Source organism: Streptomyces sp. WMMB 322 (assembly GCF_900090145.1).
Lineage (GTDB): Bacteria > Actinomycetota > Actinomycetes > Streptomycetales > Streptomycetaceae > Streptomyces.
The window spans coordinates 46,875-64,929 of sequence record NZ_FMHI01000020.1 but is presented as its reverse complement, the minus strand read 5'-3'; the positions used below and the strand labels follow the sequence as shown (position 1 = coordinate 64,929).

Below are 18,055 nucleotides of genomic sequence, written 5' to 3'. Positions count from 1 at the left end.
GCCAGAGCCGCGACAACGCACAACGAGGAGCCCGACGTGTCCCAGCAGACACCGCCGCCCACGCCGACGGCGCCGCCGAAGAGGACGAGGCGGGACCGCACGCACTACCTGTACCTGGCCGTGATCGGTGCCGTGGTGCTCGGAGTGGCCTTCGGCCTCATCGCGCCCGACACCGCCAAGGAACTGAAGCCGCTGGGCGAGGGCTTCGTCTCCCTCATCACCATGATGATCTCGCCCGTCATCTTCGTGACCATCGTGCTGGGCGTCGGCTCGGTGCGCAATGCCGCGAAGGTCGGTGCCGTGGGCGGTCTCGCGCTCGGCTACTTCCTGGCGATGTCCGTCGTCGCCCTCGTGATCGGCCTGGTCGTCGGGAACCTCCTGGACCCGGGCAGCGGTCTGCAACTGTCCGAGGAGGCTCGAAGCGCGGGCGCCGCCGAGGCGAAGGGCGCGAGCGAGGGGACGGCCGACTTCCTGCTCGGCATCATCCCCACCACGATGATCTCGGCCTTCACCGAGGGCGAAGTCCTCCAGACGCTGCTGATCGCCCTCTTCGTCGGCTTCGCGCTTCAGGCGATGGGGCAGGCGGGCGAGCCGATCATCCGCGGCATCGGACACATCCAGCGGCTGGTCTTCCGCGTGCTGGCGATGGTCATGTGGGCGGCTCCGGTGGGTGCCTTCGGCGCCATGGCAGCCGTGGTCGGGGAGACGGGGCTCGGCGCGCTGAAGTCCCTGGCCGTCATCATGCTCGGCTTCTACGCCACCTGTGTCGTCTTCATCTTCGGGGTGCTGGGGCTGCTGCTGAAGGCCGTCACGGGGATCAACATCCTCGCGCTCTTCAAGTACCTGGCCCGCGAGTTCCTGCTGATCGTCTCCACGTCGTCGTCCGAGTCGGCGCTGCCGAGGCTCATCGCGAAGATGGAGCACCTGGGCGTCAGCAGGCCCGTCGTCGGCATCACCGTGCCGACCGGCTACTCCTTCAACCTCGACGGCACGATGATCTACCTGACGATGGCCTCGATCTTCGTCGCCGAGGCCCTGGGCGACCCGCTCTCGCTCGGCCAGCAGATCTCGCTGCTCATCTTCATGTTCGTCGCATCCAAGGGCGCCGCCGGAGTCACCGGTGCCGGACTGGCCACGCTCGCGGGCGGCCTCCAGTCCCACCGGCCCGAACTGCTCGACGGGGTCGGGCTGATCGTCGGCATCGACCGCTTCATGAGCGAGGCCCGCGCCCTGACGAACTTCGCGGGCAACTCGGTGGCCACGCTCCTCGTCGGCACCTGGACCAAGGAGATCGACAAGACCCGGGTGAAGCAGGTCCTCTCGGGCGAGTTGCCGTTCGACGAGTCGACGCTCCTGGACACCGGCACACCGGAGGGCCGGGAGGACGCCGTCGGCGGCGACGGCGACGCGGACGTGCCCGGGGCCCGCTCCGGCGAATCCAAGGTGTCCGTCTCCACCGCGAAGAGCGACGGCTGACGCAGGCCGGCTGCCGCTCGCCCGGCACACACGAGGCCCGCCCGGTACACGCCGTACCGGGCGGGCCTCGCCATGACGTCGGTGCCGTCGGTGCCGTCGGTGCCTGCCGTCGGGCTGGTCAGGCGGGACGGAACCAGAGCGTCGCCCGTGCGGGCAGCACCGGCGTGATCGACGCGGGGTGCCCGTGGGCCGGGTGCGCCTCGGACTTCAGCGTCCCGGGGTTGCCCGTGCCGCCGCCGCCGTAGCGCGCGTCGTCGGTGTTGAGCACCTCGCGCCAGGCGCCGCAGTCCGTGTGCGGCACACCCAGCCGGTACGAATCCACCGGCGCGGAGGAGAAGTTGCTCACCGCCAGCAGCGGATTCCTCGCGGCGTCGAACCGGAGGAACGCGAGGACGCTCTCCCCTCCCAGGCCGGCCGCACCGCTCGTTCCGTCCGCCACCCAGGAGAAGCCCGACGGATCGGTGTCGAGCTGCCACAGCGCCGGCGTGCTCGTGTAGCGGGAGTTGAGGTCCCGCACCAGGTCCCGGACCCCGCGGTGCCCGTCGTTCCCGTGGGAGGGGAAGTCGAGGAGCCGCCAGTCGGGCCCGCGCTCCTCGGACCACTCCGACTCCTGCGCGAACTCCTGGCCCATGAAAAGCAGTTGCTTGCCCGGGTGCGCCCACATGAAGCCGAGGAACGCCCGGTGGTCCGCGCGCTGCTGCCGGGCGTCGCCGGGCATCTTCCGCACCAGCGAACCCTTGCCGTGCACCACCTCGTCGTGCGAGACGGGCAGGATGAAGCTCTCGGAGTAGGCGTAGCTCATGGCACGCGCCAACTGAGCGCCGCGGTACGTGCGTTCACGGGGCTCCAGACGCATGTACCCGAGCGAGTCGTGCATCCAGCCCATGTTCCACTTGAAGTCGAAGCCGAGGCCGCCGAAACCGCCCTCGCCCGGCTGGTCCGTCGGCCGCGTCACCCCGTCCCACGTCGTCGACTCCTCGGCCGCCGTGATGACGCCGGGGCAGCGGCGGTGCAGCGTGGCGTTCATCTCCTGGAGCAGGGCGACCGCGTCCGGGTTCTCCCGTCCGCCACGGGAGTTGGGCGTCCACTCGCCGGGACCGCGCGAGTAGTCGAGGTAGAGCATGGAGGCGACGGCGTCCACGCGGAGGCCGTCGATGTGGAACTCCTCGCACCAGTGGACCGCGCTGCCGATGAGGAAATCGCGCACCTCGCGCCGCCCGAAGTCGAATTCCAGCGTTCCCCAGTCGGGGTGCTCGGCCCGCGAGGGGTCCGGGTGCTCGTACAGCGAGGAGCCGTCGAAGCGCGCGAGCCCCCACTCGTCCTTGGGGAAGTGCGCGGGCACCCAGTCCATGAGCACCCCGATCCCCGCCCGGTGCAGCGAATCCACCAGGTACTTGAAGTCGTCCGGACTTCCAAGGCGCGAGGTCGGCGCGTAGAAACCGGTGACCTGGTAGCCCCACGAGCCGCCGAACGGATGCTCCGCGCACGGCATCAGCTCGACGTGGGTGAAGCCCAGGTCCTTCACGTACGCGGGGAGCAGCACGGCGAGTTCGCGGTACGTCAGACCCGGGTGCCAGGAGGGCAGATGGACCTCGTAGACGGACAGGGGCGCCGCGTGCGGACGGCCGGCGGCGCGCCGGTCGAGCCAGTCGCCGTCGCTCCATCTGAACGTCGAGGTGTGGACGACCGAGGCAGTGGCGGGCGGAACCTCGGTGGCGCGGGCCACCGGGTCGGCGTGCAGCACGCGGGAGCCGTCATCCCGTACGACTTCGAACTTGTACAGGGCGCCGTCGCCGACATGGGGAAGGAACAGCTCCCACACGCCCGACGGACCGAGCGAACGCATCGGGAAGGCCCCGGCGTCCCAGCGGTTGAAGTCCCCTGCGACGCGCACGCCGCGCGCGTTCGGGGCCCACACGGTGAACCGTGTCCCGGTCACGCCCCGGTGCGTCATCGTGCGGGCGCCGAGCAGCTTCCACAGCGCCGCGTGCCTGCCCTCCGAGAACAGGCGGAGGTCCAACTCGTCCACGGCGGGCGGGAATCCGTACGGGTCGCGGACGCGGACCTCGTCCTCGCCGGGCCGCTCCCCGTACCGCACCAGCAGCTCGTAGCCGGGAACCCGGCGGGGGGCGTCCGGGCGGGCGGAGCCGTCCTGGCCGACGCCCTCGCCGGTGTCGGCGGGGACGCTGTGGTCACCGGTGCCGGCGGGGATGCTGTGGTCACCGGTGTCGGCGGGGACACCGTCCTCGTCGGTGTCGCCGGGAAGAGTCAGCTCGCCGGCGAAGAACCCGTCGCCCTCGTCGGGCAGTTCGGCCCGCCGCTCGCCGTCGCCGTCCTGGACGACGACGGTCACGGAGCGCGCGAACGGGCGGAGCACCCGGAAGCGGACGGCACCGCCGGGGACGGCGTGGGCCCCCAGGTGGGCGTGCGGGTTGCGGTGGGTGCCCGCCAGCAGCCGCGCCCGGTCCTCGCCGGGCAGCGCCGGCGCCGCGGCGGCACGGTGCGCGGCCGGCCCGGAGCCGGGGCCGGACTCGTCCCGCCGTGCGGGGGGTGCCTTGTGCGCCGGGGGCCTCGCTCCAGCGGCCGGGCTTGCAGGGGTCCGGCTTCCAGTGGTCCGGCCTCCCGCGGTCCGGACTTCTGCCGTCCACAGCCCCGCAGCTTCGGGCGCCGCGGTCTGCGGCAGTTGCGCCGCCCTCCTGCGCCCCTTGCCGCGACGGGCCCGCTCCGGCGGTACGAGCCCGCGGGGCGGTCCGGCCGGCAAGCCCGTCAGGGCGGCCGGCGACAGGTCCGCGCGGGCGTCCCCGGCGGGGCCGTCGGCCCGGCCGGGCAGGAAGGTGGCAGGCACGGGCGGCCGTACCCTCCCCGTGGGGTCGGGCGGCAGCTGAGAGGCGGTCACGGTCGGAACCTCCTGATTGCGTGATCGGGACCGGCATGCCGGAAGGGGAAGGACGGCCCTCCGCTACCGGTGCACGGCCGCAGCCGCGAGGCGGCGGATCGCGGACATCGGAACGTGCAGCCACGTGGGCCGGTGCCGGGCTTCGTAGAGCACTTCGTAGACCGTCTTGTCGGTCTCGTACGCGCGCAGCAGCGTGACCTCCCCCCGCGGGTCCTGGCCTGCGGCCTCGGCGTAACCGGTGCAGAACGCTTCCCGGTTGGCGGCCGCCCACCGCTGTGCGAAGCCGTCGTCCCCGGGTCCGGCAGGGGCCGGTACGGGGCCCGGCTGCGCGAGCTGCCGCTGGCACGCCGCGTAGTCGAAGGAGCGCAGCATTCCCGCGATGTCGCGCACGGCCGGCTGGGGCACGCGCCGCTCCGCGAGCGGCCGGGCCGGCTCGCCCTCGAAGTCGATGAGGGACCAGCGCTCTTCCGGCCCCGACAGCACCTGGCCCAGGTGCAGATCGCCGTGCACGCGCTGGGCCGGGCAGGTGTGGCCGTGGCGGCCCAGTTCCGCGAGCGCGCGGAAGGCGTCGCGCAGTCCCGGCCGGTAGGGGCGCAGCTCCGGCACCGCCCGCGCGGCGGCCTCCAGCCTCCGCGTCATGGCTGCGGCCGTGTTCTCCAGGGCGTCACGTCCGAGGACGCAGGTGGGCAGCGCCTCGGCGAGGCCGGTGTGCACCTCGGCGGTGGCGCGCCCCAGGGCGTGCGCCTCGGAGGTGAAGTCGCGCCGCTCGCCGAGGGCGTTGAGCGCCAGCTGCCAGCCGTCGCGGCAGCCGGCCAGGAACGGCTGAAGCACACCGAGCGTCAGCGGGGGAGCGGCGCGGTCCGTCATCTCCCCAGGCGGGCCGCCCGCACTCCGCGCCGCCGCCTCCCCCGTGCTCTCCGCGACGGCCTCCGCCTCGAACCAGGCCGTGGGGGCCGGAACCCGGCGCGAGCCGTGCCGGGCGAGTGCGAGGGGCAGTTCCAGATCGGGATTGATCCCGGCCTCGACGCGGCGGAAGAGCTTGAGGATGTACCGATTGCCGTAGACCACCGAGGAGTTGGACTGGTCCGCCGCCAGCGGCCGGGGCGCGAGGCCTCTCGGTACCGCCGACTCCGGCTCGCGCCGGAAGCGCAACGGCCCCACCCGTCCGGGATCGCCGAGCCGTTCCAGCAGATGTCCGGCGAGCACAGGGTCGTGCAGCGCCTCGTAGACGACACGGCCTTGCAGCGGACCGGCGTCGGGGCGGCCGATGAGGGCGGCGTCGAGTTCCGGAGGCAGGGGGGAGGCGGCGTCGCGCACCCCGAGCAGCAGTTGGTAGCAGTCGGCGGGCTGCGCGTCGCCGCCGTGGTGCCGTGCCCGCAGCAGCAGATGGAGCAGGGCGGGGGCCTCTCCCGCGCGGTCGCAGGGCAGCAGCCACGTCGCGGTGAGGAGACCGAAGCCGCCGATGGCGCGGCCCTTGCCGGCGAACCAGCGCTGCCGGGGGAGCCATTCGGCGAGCGGCCGGGCCAGGGAGCCGAGCAGTTCGCCGGAGGAGGGGACGGTGTCCGTCCGAAGGGCTGTGCGGGACAAGGAACTTTCCGACATGACGTCTGGCGTCCTTTCCCCGGGTACACGGAAAGCACGCAGATTGTTGCTTAATGTCATGTTCTGTGTCTGGTTGTGCAGGCCGTGTCGGAGATCTTCACCCACCGGCCAAGGCCGCCGCCCGCCACCGGAACCGCGGAGGGCCCGGGGCGCCGGCCCCGGGCCCTCCGGCTCCGCTGTCGTGAATTCCCGTCAGTTCTGCCTGCGCAGGCGGAACCAGTAGAAGCCGTGGCCGCCCAGCGTCAGCAGATAGGGAAGTTCACCGATCGGCGGGAAGCGCACGCCGCCGATGAGCTCCTCGGGCACGCGCCCGTTGAAGAACTGCAGGTCCAACTCCGTCGGCTGAGGGAAGCGGGAGAAGTTGTTCACGCACATCACAAGGTCGTCGCCGCCGTCCGGCAGCCGCACCTCGCGGAGGAACGCCAGCACGGCCGGGTTGGACGAGGACAGCTCGGTGTACGTGCCCAGCCCGAAGGCCGGGTTCTGCTTGCGGATCTCCACCATCCGCCGCGTCCAGTGCAGAAGGGAGCTCGGCGAACTCATCGCCGCCTCGACGTTGGTGACCTGGTAGCCGTGGACCGGGTCCATGATCGCGGGGAGGTAGAGGCGCCCCGGATCACAGGAGGAGAAGCCGGCGTTGCGGTCCGGCGTCCACTGCATGGGGGTGCGTACGGCGTCCCTGTCGCCGAGCCAGATGTTGTCGCCCATGCCGATCTCGTCGCCGTAGTAGAGGATCGGCGAACCCGGGAGCGACAGCAGCAGAGCGGTGAACAGCTCGATCTGGTCGCGGTCGTTGTCCAGAAGGGTGGCGAGGCGGCGGCGGATGCCGATGTTGGCGCGCATGCGCGGGTCCTTGGCGTACTCCGCGTACATGTAGTCGCGCTCCTCGTCGGTGACCATCTCCAGCGTCAGCTCGTCGTGGTTGCGCAGGAAGATCCCCCACTGGCATCCGGAGGGGATCTCGGGCGTCTTGGTGAGGATCTCCGAGACGGGGTAGCGCGATTCGCGGCGCACCGCCATGAAGATGCGGGGCATGACGGGGAAGTGGAAGGCCATGTGGCACTCGTCGCCGCCCTTTGCGTAGTCGCCGAAGTAGTCGACGACGTCCTCCGGCCACTGGTTGGCCTCGGCGAGCAGCACGGTGTCGGGGTAGTGCGCGTCGATCTCGGCGCGCACCCGCTTGAGGAAGCCGTGCGAGCGGGGCAGGTTCTCGCAGTTGGTGCCCTCCTCCGCGTACAGGTAGGGCACGGCGTCCAGGCGGAAGCCGTCGACGCCCAGGTCCAGCCAGAAGCGCAGTGCGGAGATCATCTCCTCCTGCACGGCCGGGTTCTCGTAGTTCAGGTCCGGCTGGTGGGAGAAGAAGCGGTGGAAGAAGTACTGCTTGCGGACCGGGTCGAACGTCCAGTTGGAGGCCTCGGTGTCGACGAAGATGACCCGCGCGTCCGCGTAGCGTGTGTCCTCGTCGTCCCAGACGTAGTAGTCGCCGTAGGGGCCGTCCGGATCGTGCCGGGACTCCTGGAACCACGGGTGCTGGTCACTGGTGTGGTTCATGACCATGTCGATGATGACGCGCATGCCGCGCTGGTGCGCCGAGTCGGTGAACTCCACGAAGTCCGCGAGGTCCCCGAACTCCGGCAGCACCGACGTGTAGTCGGAGACGTCGTAACCCCCGTCGCGCAGCGGCGACTTGAAGAACGGCGGCAGCCACAGGCAGTCGACGCCGAGCCACTGCAGATAGTCGAGCTTCGCGGTGAGCCCCTTGAGGTCTCCGATGCCGTCGCCGTTGCTGTCGTAGAAGGAGCGGACCAGCACCTCGTAGAAGACGGCCCGCTTGAACCACTCCGGGTCGCGGTCCCTGGCGGGCGTGTCCTCGAACTTGTCGTGTACGGGTTGGTTCACGGTCATGGGTGAGTGCCCTTCGGGTCGGTGGGGGGTGTCTTGCGAAGAGCTCGTCCGCCCATCGGGCGGAGCACAGGAATTCGTCAGACACCGCCTGGTTCGGGCCGCAGCGTGAGAACGTGCGCCGCTGCGGGGGAGCCGTCCCCCGCCTCCAGCCGCACGTAGTTGTTCCTGCTCCACTCGTACGTCCTCCCGGTGAGCTCGTCGCGCACCGGGAAGTTCTCCCTCCCGTCGGCCTGCGCCGCCGTCAGCCCGAAGCGGCGCAGGTCCCCTTCCTCCAGCGTCACCGTCGCCTCCTGCGTACGCGCCGGGTCGAGACTGACCACGACGATGACGGTGTCGGTGTCCCGCTGTCCTGGATCTGCCTGCTCTGCCTCCTTTCCCTGCTCTGCCTCTTCTCCTGGCGCCGACCAGTGCTTGGAGAAGGCGATGACCTGATCGTTGTCGCAGTGGTGGAATCTCAGGGAGCGCAGTCCGCGCAGGGCGGGACGGGCGCGCCGCAGCCGGTTGAGCTTTGTGATCAGCGGCGCGATCGTCCGGCCGGACTCCTCGGCCGCGGCCCAGTCGCGCGGACGCAGCTGGTACTTCTCCGAGTCCAGGTACTCCTCGCTGCCGGGCCGTACCGCCTGCGACTCGCACAGTTCGTAGCCCGCGTACATGCCCCACGAGGGGGAGAGCGTCGCCGCGAGCACGGCCCTCGTCTCGAAGACGGGCCGCCCGCCCTGCTGGAGGCAGGCGTGCAGGATGTCGGGGGTGTTCACGAAGAAGTTCGGACGCATGTACGCGGCGGCCTCGCCGGACAGTTCCGTCAGGTACTCCGTCAGCTCCTGCTTCGTGTTGCGCCAGGTGAAGTACGTGTAGGACTGCTGGAAGCCCACCTTGGCGAGGGTGTGCATCATCGCGGGCCGCGTGAACGCCTCGGCGAGGAAGACGACATCGGGATCGGAGCGGTTGATGTCCCCGATGACCTTCTCCCAGAAGCCCACGGGCTTGGTGTGCGGATTGTCCACGCGGAAGATGCGCACGCCGCGTGACATCCACAGCCGGAGCACGCGCAGGGTCTCGCGCACGAGCGAGGCGTAGGCGTCCGGGTCCGTGTCGAAGGCGAGAGGAACGATGTCCTGGTACTTCTTCGGCGGGTTCTCGGCGTGTGCGATGGTGCCGTCCGGGCGGTGCCGGAACCACTCGGGATGCTCCTTGATCCACGGGTGGTCCGGTGAGCACTGCAGGGCGAAGTCCAGCGCGACCTCAAGCCCCAGGGACCGGGCGCGCTCCACGAAGTACGCGAAGTCCTCGGCCGTCCCCAGATCGGGGTGGAGCGCGTCGTGGCCGCCGGCCGCCGAACCGACGGCCCACGGAGAGCCCACGTCGTGCGGCCCCGCGGACAGCGCGTTGTTGGGGCCCTTGCGGAAGACGTCGCCGATGGGGTGCACCGGCGGAAGGTAGACCACGTCGAACCCCATCGCCGCCACTGCGTCGAGCCGTCGCGCCGCGGTGCGGAACGTGCCGGAGACGGGCGGATCGCCCTCCTCCTGCGGGAGCCGCGCGCCCTCGGAGCGCGGGAAGAACTCGTACCACGAGCCGAACTGGGCACGTTCCCGCTCGACTTGGAGGGGCAGCGGACGTGTCGAGGTGATCAGTTCGCGCAGCGGATACCGCTGCAGCACCCCCGTCACCTGAGGTGTCAGCGCGGCCGACAGCCGTGCGGCAACGCTGCGGCTGCGGCTGCGCAGCGCGTCGGCCACGGCCAGCACGCAGTCCCGGCCCTCACTTCTGGGCACGTCGGCGGCGGCGCGCTCGTGCAGCACCGCGCCTTCCTCCAGCACGGCTTCGGTGTCGGTGCCGGCGGGGATCTTCAGCTTCGCCCGGCGCCGCCACGTGGTGACGGGGTCGCTCCAGGCCTCGATCGCATAGGTCCATCTCCCCTCGCTGTCGGGGGTGATGTCGGCCGCCCAGCGGTCGGTTCCGGGGGCGAGTTCGCGCATCGGGGTCCAGGGCCCCTGGCGGCCGCTCGCGTCGCGGAGCACGACGTTGGCGCCGAGGGCCTCGTGTCCTTCGCGGAAGACGGTGGCCGAGACCTGGAACGTCTCGCCCGGTACGGCCTTGGCGGGGTGGCGCCCGCAGTCGACGAGGGGGCGGACGTCGAGGACGGGAATGCGACCGATCATTGCTTCACCTTGGTGCGGGACGGAACAGGCGGACGGTTTGTGATCTTCTGCCTGTTCTATCTGCTTCACCTGGTGCCCCGGTGCCCCGTGCAGGGCGGCAGCGCGCGTTCACCCGCCCGGCCCTCCGCACGAGGGCCGTGCCCGGTGACAGCCGCCCACCGGTCTCCGGGCGGGTCCTCGGGCCGGCCGTCGGGACGGTCCCGGTCCGGGAGCACGGGACGTGAACGGATCTGCGCACGGACCCGCATCTGCTCCCAACGGGACGCCCCGCACGCAGAGTTGGCCCCGGCGGGCACGCTGTGGTCCGCCGGGGCGGGGCGGCCCGCGTCAAATCCCGTGCAGGTGGACGGGGAAGGACCGGAGGTCGTTCTGCGTGAGCACCGGCTGGTTGACGATCTCCTCCACCGGGACGGCGAACCGGATGCCGGGGAAGCGCTCGAAGAGCGCCGGCAGCGCGATGCCCGCCTCGAGCCGCGACAACGCCGCACCCGGGCAGATGTGCGGTCCGTGGCCGAACGTCATGTGACGGCTCGGCGAGGGCCGGGCGATGTCGAACCGGTCGGCGTCGGGCCCGTGTTGCTCCTGGTCCCTCCCGATCGCGCGGTAGGAGATCACGACGCCCTCGCCCTCGCGGACGACACAGTCCCCGACCTCGATGTCCTCCGTCGCGAACCGCATCAGCACGTGCGTGGTCGGTGTGTCCCAGCGCAGGGTCTCCTCGACGACGGCGTCCCAGCCCACCTCGCCGTCGAGCACCATGCGCAGCTGCGCGGGGTGGGTGAGCAGCGCCCGCACGGCGTTGAGTATCAGACCGATGGTCGTCTCGTGCCCCGCGGCCACCATCGCCTTCAGGTTGCCGACGACCTCTTCCTCGGTCAGCGGCTCGCCGCCCTGGTCCGCGAGGATCAGCGCGCTGGTCAGGTCGTCCCGCGGTTCGGCGGTACGGGCCCTGACCATGTCGGTGAAGATGCCGTCGAGTTCGTCGATCACCGCGAGCCGCTCGTCCTGCGGCGTCAGCATCGAGAAGAACGCCTTGTACAGGACGTGCAGCCGCGGATGGAGTGCCGGGTCGACACCCATGAGTTCGCTGACCACCGACATCGGAAGCGGCAGGGCGTAGACGGACTTCAGATCGACCGCGCCCTCCTTGCCCTGCACCTCCAGGTCATCGAGCAGCCGGTGGGTGATTCCCTCGATCACCGGACGCAGACCCTCCAGGCGGCGCGGAGTGATCGCCTGAGCGGTCTTCGTGCGCAGCCGGCGGTGCTCGGTGCCGTCCACGGTGAACATCGAACGTCCCGCGTCGATCATGCCGATCAGCGGCCACTCGTGGGTCACCTCCCCCGTGCGCCACAGCGTCCACCGGTTGATGTCCTTCACCAGCCGCTGGTCCGTCAGAAGCCGCCTGGCCTCGGCGTGAGTCGTGACGGTCCAGGCCGGCACCCCGAGCAGGTCGATGCGGGCGAGGGCGCCGGCCTCGCGCAGCCGGCGGGTCTCCCCGTCCAGGTCGCGCACCATGGGGTCGATGACGACGGGGCACTCGTCCGGCCCGGCCGACGGAGAGGGAGAGGGAGAGGCGGGAGCATTCATCGCGAGCCTTCGAGGGGAGGAGTGGGGGCGAAGCGGACGGGCAGCGCGGTCATCCCGCGCAGGAAGGGCGAGGGCCGCCGCGCGAGGGCGCCGACGGGCACGGCCAGGTCGATCTCGGGCAGCCGGTCGAGGAGCACTTCGATCCCGATGCGGGCGATCGTCTCCGCGATCTCCTGCGCCTGGAAGGGGCACTGGAACTCCCCGTGGCTGAAGGCGAAATGGGCGCCGTTGCCACCGCGCAGCCCCGTGTCGGCCCCCTCGGCGGTGACGTGCACCTTCGGGTCCGCGTTGGCGCCGGCGAGCCCGAGCAGCAGCATGTCGCCGGTGCGTATGCGCCGGCCGCCGAGCCAGGTGTCCCAGGCGGCCCAGCGCCCGGCGAGGATCTGTGTGGGCGTGTCCTCCCACAGCACCTCGTTCATCGCCTCGGGGATGCTGCGCCGGTTGCCGGTGAGGGAGGCGGCGAAGCGGTCGTCGGTGAGCATCAGGCGCACGGAGTTGCCGATCCAGTCGGCGGTCGGCAGGTGTCCCGCGGCCGTGATGGCCATCAGGTCCAGCGCGTACTCCTCGTCGGTGAAGGGCTCGGGGTCGGCGAGCATCCACGACGTCAGGTCGGCGCCCGGGGCCTCCTGCTTGGCCGCCACCAGTTCGTGGATCTTGGCGCCGAAGTGCGCGAAGCCCTCCAGGGCATCGGCTCCGCCGTCCGCCAGGTCGCTCATCGCCTTGATCAGGCCCGGGCCGTCGGAGTCGGGGAACCCCAGCAGCCTGGCCAGTACGAGGACGGGCAGCGGCTTGGCGTACTCGGCGATGATGTCCGCCTCGCCGCGCGCGCAGAACCGGTCCAGCAGGTGGTCCGCCAACTCCTCGCAGTGTGTGCGCAGTTCGAGCGGGCTGATGTTCTGCATGGCGGTCTGCACCATCTCCAGGTGGCGCTGGTGCTCCGCGCCGACCGTGTAGTAGATGGACGGCTGCCGTTCGCCGATCATGGGCCGGAGCGGCCAGTCCTGTGGCAGCGTCTCCCACTGGTTCCACAGCCCGGAGTCGCGCGGGAAGAGCTTGGAGTCCGTGGTGACCTGGTACATCTCCTGGTAGCCGATCACCAGCCAGGCCGGGACGTCGCCGGGCAGCAGCACCGGCACAACGGGGCCGTACTCGGCCCGCATCTCGCGGTAGTGGCCGGCGGGGTCGGTGTGGAACCGGGGGCCGCTGAGCGGCACCGCGTCGTCCGCCGGGTGTGCCGGGCACCCCGGCGGCGGGGCGGCCGGTGTCCCGAATCCGTAATCCCCCTGGTGGGCGCTTTGATACGCCGTCACGATGCAAAACCTTCCGTGTGATGGATCGCGACCGATTGCGTGGACGGGTACTGGAATGCGCGACCCGGTCGGAACACGGATCCAGCGGCGCAAGCGGGAGAGGGAGCTGGTCAGGAACCCACCGCTGTGCTGCGCCGTCACACTTCACCCCGACGGGGAGCGAGCGTGCCCTGGGCCGCTGTGCGCGGCCCGCACCGTTGCTCTCCGTTCACCTCCGTGGTCTGCCCGCGACTGTCCGCGTCCCGTGTGGAGAGCCCAGGTGGGACGTGCAGAAGTCGTGCCCCGTGTACTGAGGTCCCGAAGCTTAGGAGCAGAGACGGAGCCCGGTCGAGGGGGTGGAGCTGCGCATTCCGGCCCGGGCCCGTGACGAGCGGAATTACCCGCACGATGTGACGGATGTATCGGAGAACGAGCCGGCCCGCCCCCTCCGCGGGGGCGCGTTGACGGCACGTCACCGACCGCATCCGGGTCGAGGGCCTCACGGTGCGGACAGCCGCCCGCGCACCGCTGCGGTCACCGCGTCGGGGTGGACATCCCGCGCCGGGCGGATCATTGCCGCAATGGGTGCGTATGCCCCGTTACGGTCGAGGAGTGAAGGCCATTCGTCGTTTCTCCGTTCATCCCGTACTCCCCGAACCACTCCGTCCCCTGAGCGAACTGGCGCACAACCTGCGCTGGTCCTGGCATCCCCCGACCCTCCGTTTCTTCAGCGAACTCGACCCGGAGGCCTGGCGGCTCGCGGGCGGCGACCCGCTGCGCATGCTCTGCGCCCTGACGCCCTCGAAGCTCGCCCGGCTCTCCTGCGACGGAGCCTTCCTGCGGAGGCTCGCCGTCGTCGCCGGCGATCTGCACGACGCCGTGAACGAGCCGCGCTGGTACCAGCAGGAGGCCGCCACCGGCGATCTCCCGCGCGCCGTCGCGTACTTCTCACCGGAGTTCGGAATCACCGGCGCCCTGCCGCAGTACTCGGGCGGGCTCGGGATCCTCGCCGGCGACCACCTCAAGGCCGCCGGCGATCTGGGAGTACCCCTGATCGGTGTGGGGCTCCTCTACCGCCAGGGATACTTCCGGCAGAGCCTCTCCCGCGAGGGCCGGCAGCTGGAGCACTATCCGGCGCTCGATCCGGCGGAACTCCCGCTGCGGCTGCTGCGCGAGGAGAACGGCCTGCCCGTACGCGTCGAGTTGCGGCTGCCCGGCGGCCGGTCGCTGCGCGCCCAGGTGTGGCAGGCGCGGGTGGGGCGCGTACCGCTGCTGCTCCTCGACTCCATGGTCGGTGCGAACGCGCCGGCCGAACGCGAGGTCACCGACCGGCTCTACGGCGGCGGGGGCGAGCACCGCCTCCTCCAGGAGATGCTGCTCGGCATCGGCGGCGTGCGTGCGGTGCGCGCGTACTGCCGGCGCACCGGCCACCCCGCACCCGAGGTCTTCCACACCAACGAGGGCCACGCCGGCTTCCTCGGGCTGGAACGCATCCGCGAACTGGGGGAGCAGGGGCTGGAGTTCGACGCCGCCCTGGAATCGGTGCGTGCGGGCAACCTCTTCACCACCCACACACCCGTCCCCGCGGGGATCGACCGCTTCGACAACGCCCTGGTGGCGGCCCACTTCGGCGACGACGGCGAGCTGGAGGGCATCCCCGCGGACGACGTGCTGCGCCTCGGCGCGGAGAGCTACCCCGGCGGCGACCCGGGTCTGTTCAACATGGCGGTGATGGGCCTGCGGCTGGCCCAGCGGGCCAACGGCGTGAGCACCCTGCACGGTGAGGTCAGCCGCGCCATGTTCGCCGGGCTCTGGCCGGGCTTCGACCCGGCCGAGGTGCCCATCACGTCCGTCACCAACGGCGTGCACGCGCCCACTTGGCGATCGCCCGACGTGCCCGACGATGCGGCGGCGCTGCCCGACGCCGAACTGTGGGCGCTGCGCCGCCGACTGCGCGAGCGGCTCGTGCACGAGGTGCGGGCGCGCCTGCGCGCCTCGTGGCGCGAGCGCGGCGCCGCCGACTCCGAACTCGGCTGGACGGACGGGGTGTTCGACCCGGATGTGCTGACGATCGGTTTCGCGCGGCGCGTGCCGTCGTACAAGCGGCTCACCCTGATGCTGCGTGACCGTGAGCGGCTCACCGGGCTGCTGCTGCACCCCGAACGTCCGGTGCAGATCGTGGTGGCGGGCAAGGCGCACCCGGCGGACGAGGGAGGCAAGGAGCTGATCCAGGAGCTGGTGCGTTTCGCGGACGATCCTCGTGTGCGTCACCGCATCGTCTTCCTCCCCGACTACGGAATGGAGATGGCCCAGGCGCTCTACCCCGGCTGCGACGTGTGGCTCAACAATCCGCTGAAGCCGCTCGAAGCGTGCGGCACCAGCGGGATGAAGGCCGCGCTGAACGGATGCCTCAACCTCTCGGTGCGGGACGGCTGGTGGGAGGAGTGGTTCGACGCGGACTTCGGCTGGGCCGTGCCGAGTGCGGACGGCGAGGCCGCCGCGGACGAGGACCGCCGGGACGGCATCGAGGCCGCGGCGCTCTACTCGCTGATCGAGGACCATGTCGCGCCCTGCTTCTACGAGCGCGGCGGCAGCGTCCGTCCCGGTCCCGGTCCCGGGTCCGATTCCGGGTCGGGTTCGGGTCCGGGTTCCCGCGCTGCGGCCGGGGGCGCGGGTGGGCCCGTCCCGGCCCGCTGGGTGGAGATGGTCCGCAGGACGCTCTCGCGGCTCGGCCCGAAGGTGCAGGCGGAGCGGATGGTGCGCGAGTACGTCCAGCAGCTGTACGCGCCGGCCGCCCGCGCCCAGCGCGAGGCGGGCCCGGACGCGGCACGCGAACTGGCCGCCTGGAAGGCGCGTGTGCGGGAGCAGTGGCCGTCCGTCGCCGTCGGCCGGGTCGAGCACGAGCGGCATGACGGACCGGAGGGCGCGGGCCGCCGGGACGGGCACGACGAGCACCACGGGCACGACGGGAGTGTCCGGCAGGACGCTGCGGGACGGCAGCACGAACCGGACGACGGCCTGGCTCTCGGCTCGTGCCTGACTCTGCGCGCGCGGGTCGTCCTCGGGACGCTGTCCCCCGAGGACGTGGAGGTGCAGGCCGTTTCCGGACGGCTCGACGGCACCGACCGCATCACGGGCGGCGACGCGGTGAGCGTGCCGCTCAAGCCCGTGACGTCCGCGAGCGGCGGCCCCGACCTGGAGGGGCGGTGGACGTACGAGGGGACCGTCACGCCCGGCCGTGCGGGCCCCTTCGGGTACACGGTGCGGGTACTGCCCGCGCACCGGCTGCTGGCCTCGGCGGCCGAAATGGGCCTCGCGGCCGCACCCGAGGCCGAGGAGGTCTGAGCACGACGACGGGGCGGGTGCCGTGCGCGTTCTGCGCACGGCACCCGCCCCGCGGCTGTGCCGGTGGCCCTGGGTCTACGGCTCTACGGCCGGGATCCGGCGGCGGGCCGGTCCGCCCGGGTCACTTGACCGCGACGGCCGTCCAGGCTGCCTCGACCGCCTTGGTCTCGGCGGAGTCGGCGCCGAAGAGGTCGTTGGAGGCCTTGACCGTCGCCTCACGGGCCGCCTTGTAGTCCGTGTTCGCGGTCATGTTCTCGGTCAGCGCCTTGAACCAGATCTCCTGGGCCTTGGTGATGCCGATGCCCTCGATGGTGGAGCCGTCGGAAGTCGGCGAGTCGTACTCGACGCCGTTCTTCTCGGACTTCCCGCTGCCCATGGACATCAGGAAGAACCAGTGGTTGGCGATGCCGGACGAGTAGTGCACGTCCACGTCGCCGGCCTTGTCGCTCCACTCGTCGAGGGAGTTGCCGTCCTTGCTCGGCTTGTCCATGTAACGCAGCGGAGTGCCGTCGCCGTTGATGTCGATCTCCTCGCCGACGTGGAAGTCGGCGACGTCTTCCTTGTTCTCCGGGGCGTGGAACTCCGTGGCCGCCGCGAAGATGTCCGAGGTGGCTTCGTTCAGTCCGCCCGACTCGCCCGCGTAGACCAGTTTCGCGGTCGTCGAGGTGACACCGTGCGACATCTCGTGGGCCGCGACGTCGAGCGAGGTGAGCGGGGCCTTGTTGCCCTCACCGTCGCCGTAGGTCATGCAGAAGCAGCTGTCGTCCCAGAAGGCGTTGACGTAGTTGTCGCCGTAGTGGACGCGGCTGGGCGCACCCTTGCCGTCGCCGGCGATGCCCTCACGGCCGAAGGTGTCCTTGAAGAAGTCCCAGGTCTGCATGGCGCCGTAGTGGGCGTCGACAGCAGCGGTCTGGGGGTCCTCGGGCTTGCCGGTGCCCCACTTGTTGTCCTCGTCGGTGAACTCCTTGCCGTCACCGCTCTCCCCGTTCTCCAGGTTCACGGTCTTGCTGCCGCCCCTGGAGGCGTCGGTCAGCGTGAACTTGCCGTCCGCGCCGTCCGTGGAGAGCTCGACCTCGCCGCTGTACATGCTGGCGCCGGTGCCGTCGGCCTCGTGGATGCCCTGGTACTCCAGGAGCTTCTTGCCGGTCTTGGCGTCGGTGATGACGTGCAGCTGGCTCGGTGCGCCGGACTTCTGGGTACCGCCCTCGACGGTCTCCCAGGCGACGACGGGCTTGCCGCTCAATGCGTAGACGACCTTGCGCGGCGCCTTGCTGCCCTCGGCCTTCGGCGTGGCGGGCTTCTCGGCGGTGCTGATCCCCTTCGTGGAGACGGCGGAGATGTCGGCCTCGGTGGACTTGGTGACGCCGGTCCGCTTGCCCGACTTGGACTTGTGCACGACCATGTCGCCGCCGAGGACGGGCATGCCGTCGAGGGTCCGCTCGTAGCGGACGTGGGTGGCGCCGTCCCGGTTCTTGACGACGTCCCTGACCTCGAGCTTCTCCTTGGAGCCGAGGCCGAGGGCCTTGGCGTCCGCGGCCTTGGCCTCGGTGGAGTCGGCCTTCTTGATGAGCTGCGTCTTCTGGGCCGCGGTCATGTCGGCGGCCAGGGCGCCCGTCTTCATCGAGGACTGCTCGTCAGCGGGGCCGGCCGTCGCGGTGCCGGCGGTGACGCCGGCGACGACGAGCGCGGCGGTGGCCGCAAGGGCGGATATCCGCTGCTTCTTGCTGAGGGATCTCACTCGGTGGCTCCTTCTGCCGTGGGGGCCGGGCGGCCTGCCATCGCGGCTGCCC

The 18,055-nt window shown here is 71.2% G+C and carries 9 protein-coding genes; 2 read left to right on the top strand and 7 right to left on the bottom strand.

Annotated elements, in window-relative coordinates:
• Positions 1–36: 36 nt before the first annotated feature.
• Positions 37–1,476: a cation:dicarboxylate symporter family transporter gene (locus tag H180DRAFT_RS25090; protein ID WP_055488419.1), complete on the top strand. Its 1,440-nt coding sequence runs from the start codon at positions 37–39 to the stop codon at positions 1,474–1,476.
• Between the two features lie 118 nt (positions 1,477–1,594).
• On the opposite strand, the gene glgB is transcribed toward H180DRAFT_RS25090, so the two are convergent.
• The 6 genes from glgB to H180DRAFT_RS25060 all read right to left on the bottom strand — a co-directional run bounded on the left by glgB (position 1,595) and on the right by H180DRAFT_RS25060 (position 12,791).
• Positions 1,595–4,372 (bottom strand): 1,4-alpha-glucan branching protein GlgB, encoded by a 2,778-nt coding sequence (glgB, locus tag H180DRAFT_RS25085; protein WP_074466990.1) that lies wholly within the window; start codon positions 4,370–4,372, stop codon positions 1,595–1,597.
• A 63-nt stretch (positions 4,373–4,435) separates the two neighbouring features.
• Positions 4,436–5,974 (bottom strand): maltokinase N-terminal cap-like domain-containing protein, encoded by a 1,539-nt coding sequence (locus H180DRAFT_RS25080; protein WP_055488418.1) that lies wholly within the window; start codon positions 5,972–5,974, stop codon positions 4,436–4,438.
• Positions 5,975–6,166: 192 nt separating this feature from the next.
• Positions 6,167–7,879, bottom strand: a complete 1,713-nt coding sequence (gene treS, locus H180DRAFT_RS25075; protein WP_055488417.1) for a maltose alpha-D-glucosyltransferase — start codon at positions 7,877–7,879, stop codon at positions 6,167–6,169.
• Positions 7,880–7,956: 77 nt separating this feature from the next.
• Positions 7,957–10,041, bottom strand: a complete 2,085-nt coding sequence (locus H180DRAFT_RS25070) for an alpha-1,4-glucan--maltose-1-phosphate maltosyltransferase (protein WP_055488416.1) — start codon at positions 10,039–10,041, stop codon at positions 7,957–7,959.
• A gap of 327 nt (positions 10,042–10,368) precedes the next feature.
• Entirely contained in the window at positions 10,369–11,631 is a 1,263-nt protein-coding gene (locus tag H180DRAFT_RS25065) for a cytochrome P450 family protein (protein WP_055488415.1), read from the bottom strand.
• Positions 11,628–12,791, bottom strand: a complete 1,164-nt coding sequence (locus H180DRAFT_RS25060) for a cytochrome P450 (RefSeq protein ID WP_254666184.1) — start codon at positions 12,789–12,791, stop codon at positions 11,628–11,630. Before H180DRAFT_RS25060 ends, H180DRAFT_RS25065 begins: the two co-directional genes overlap by 4 nt.
• Positions 12,792–13,532: 741 nt before the next feature.
• Between H180DRAFT_RS25060 and glgP the strand changes: the two genes are divergently transcribed.
• A complete protein-coding gene (gene glgP / locus H180DRAFT_RS25055; protein WP_055488414.1) occupies positions 13,533–16,265 on the top strand; it encodes an alpha-glucan family phosphorylase in 2,733 nt (910 codons plus the stop codon).
• A gap of 121 nt (positions 16,266–16,386) precedes the next feature.
• On the opposite strand, the gene H180DRAFT_RS25050 is transcribed toward glgP, so the two are convergent.
• Complete coding sequence (locus H180DRAFT_RS25050; protein ID WP_055488413.1) at positions 16,387–18,003, bottom strand: M4 family metallopeptidase; 1,617 nt, start codon at positions 18,001–18,003, stop codon at positions 16,387–16,389.
• Positions 18,004–18,055 lie beyond the last annotated feature (52 nt).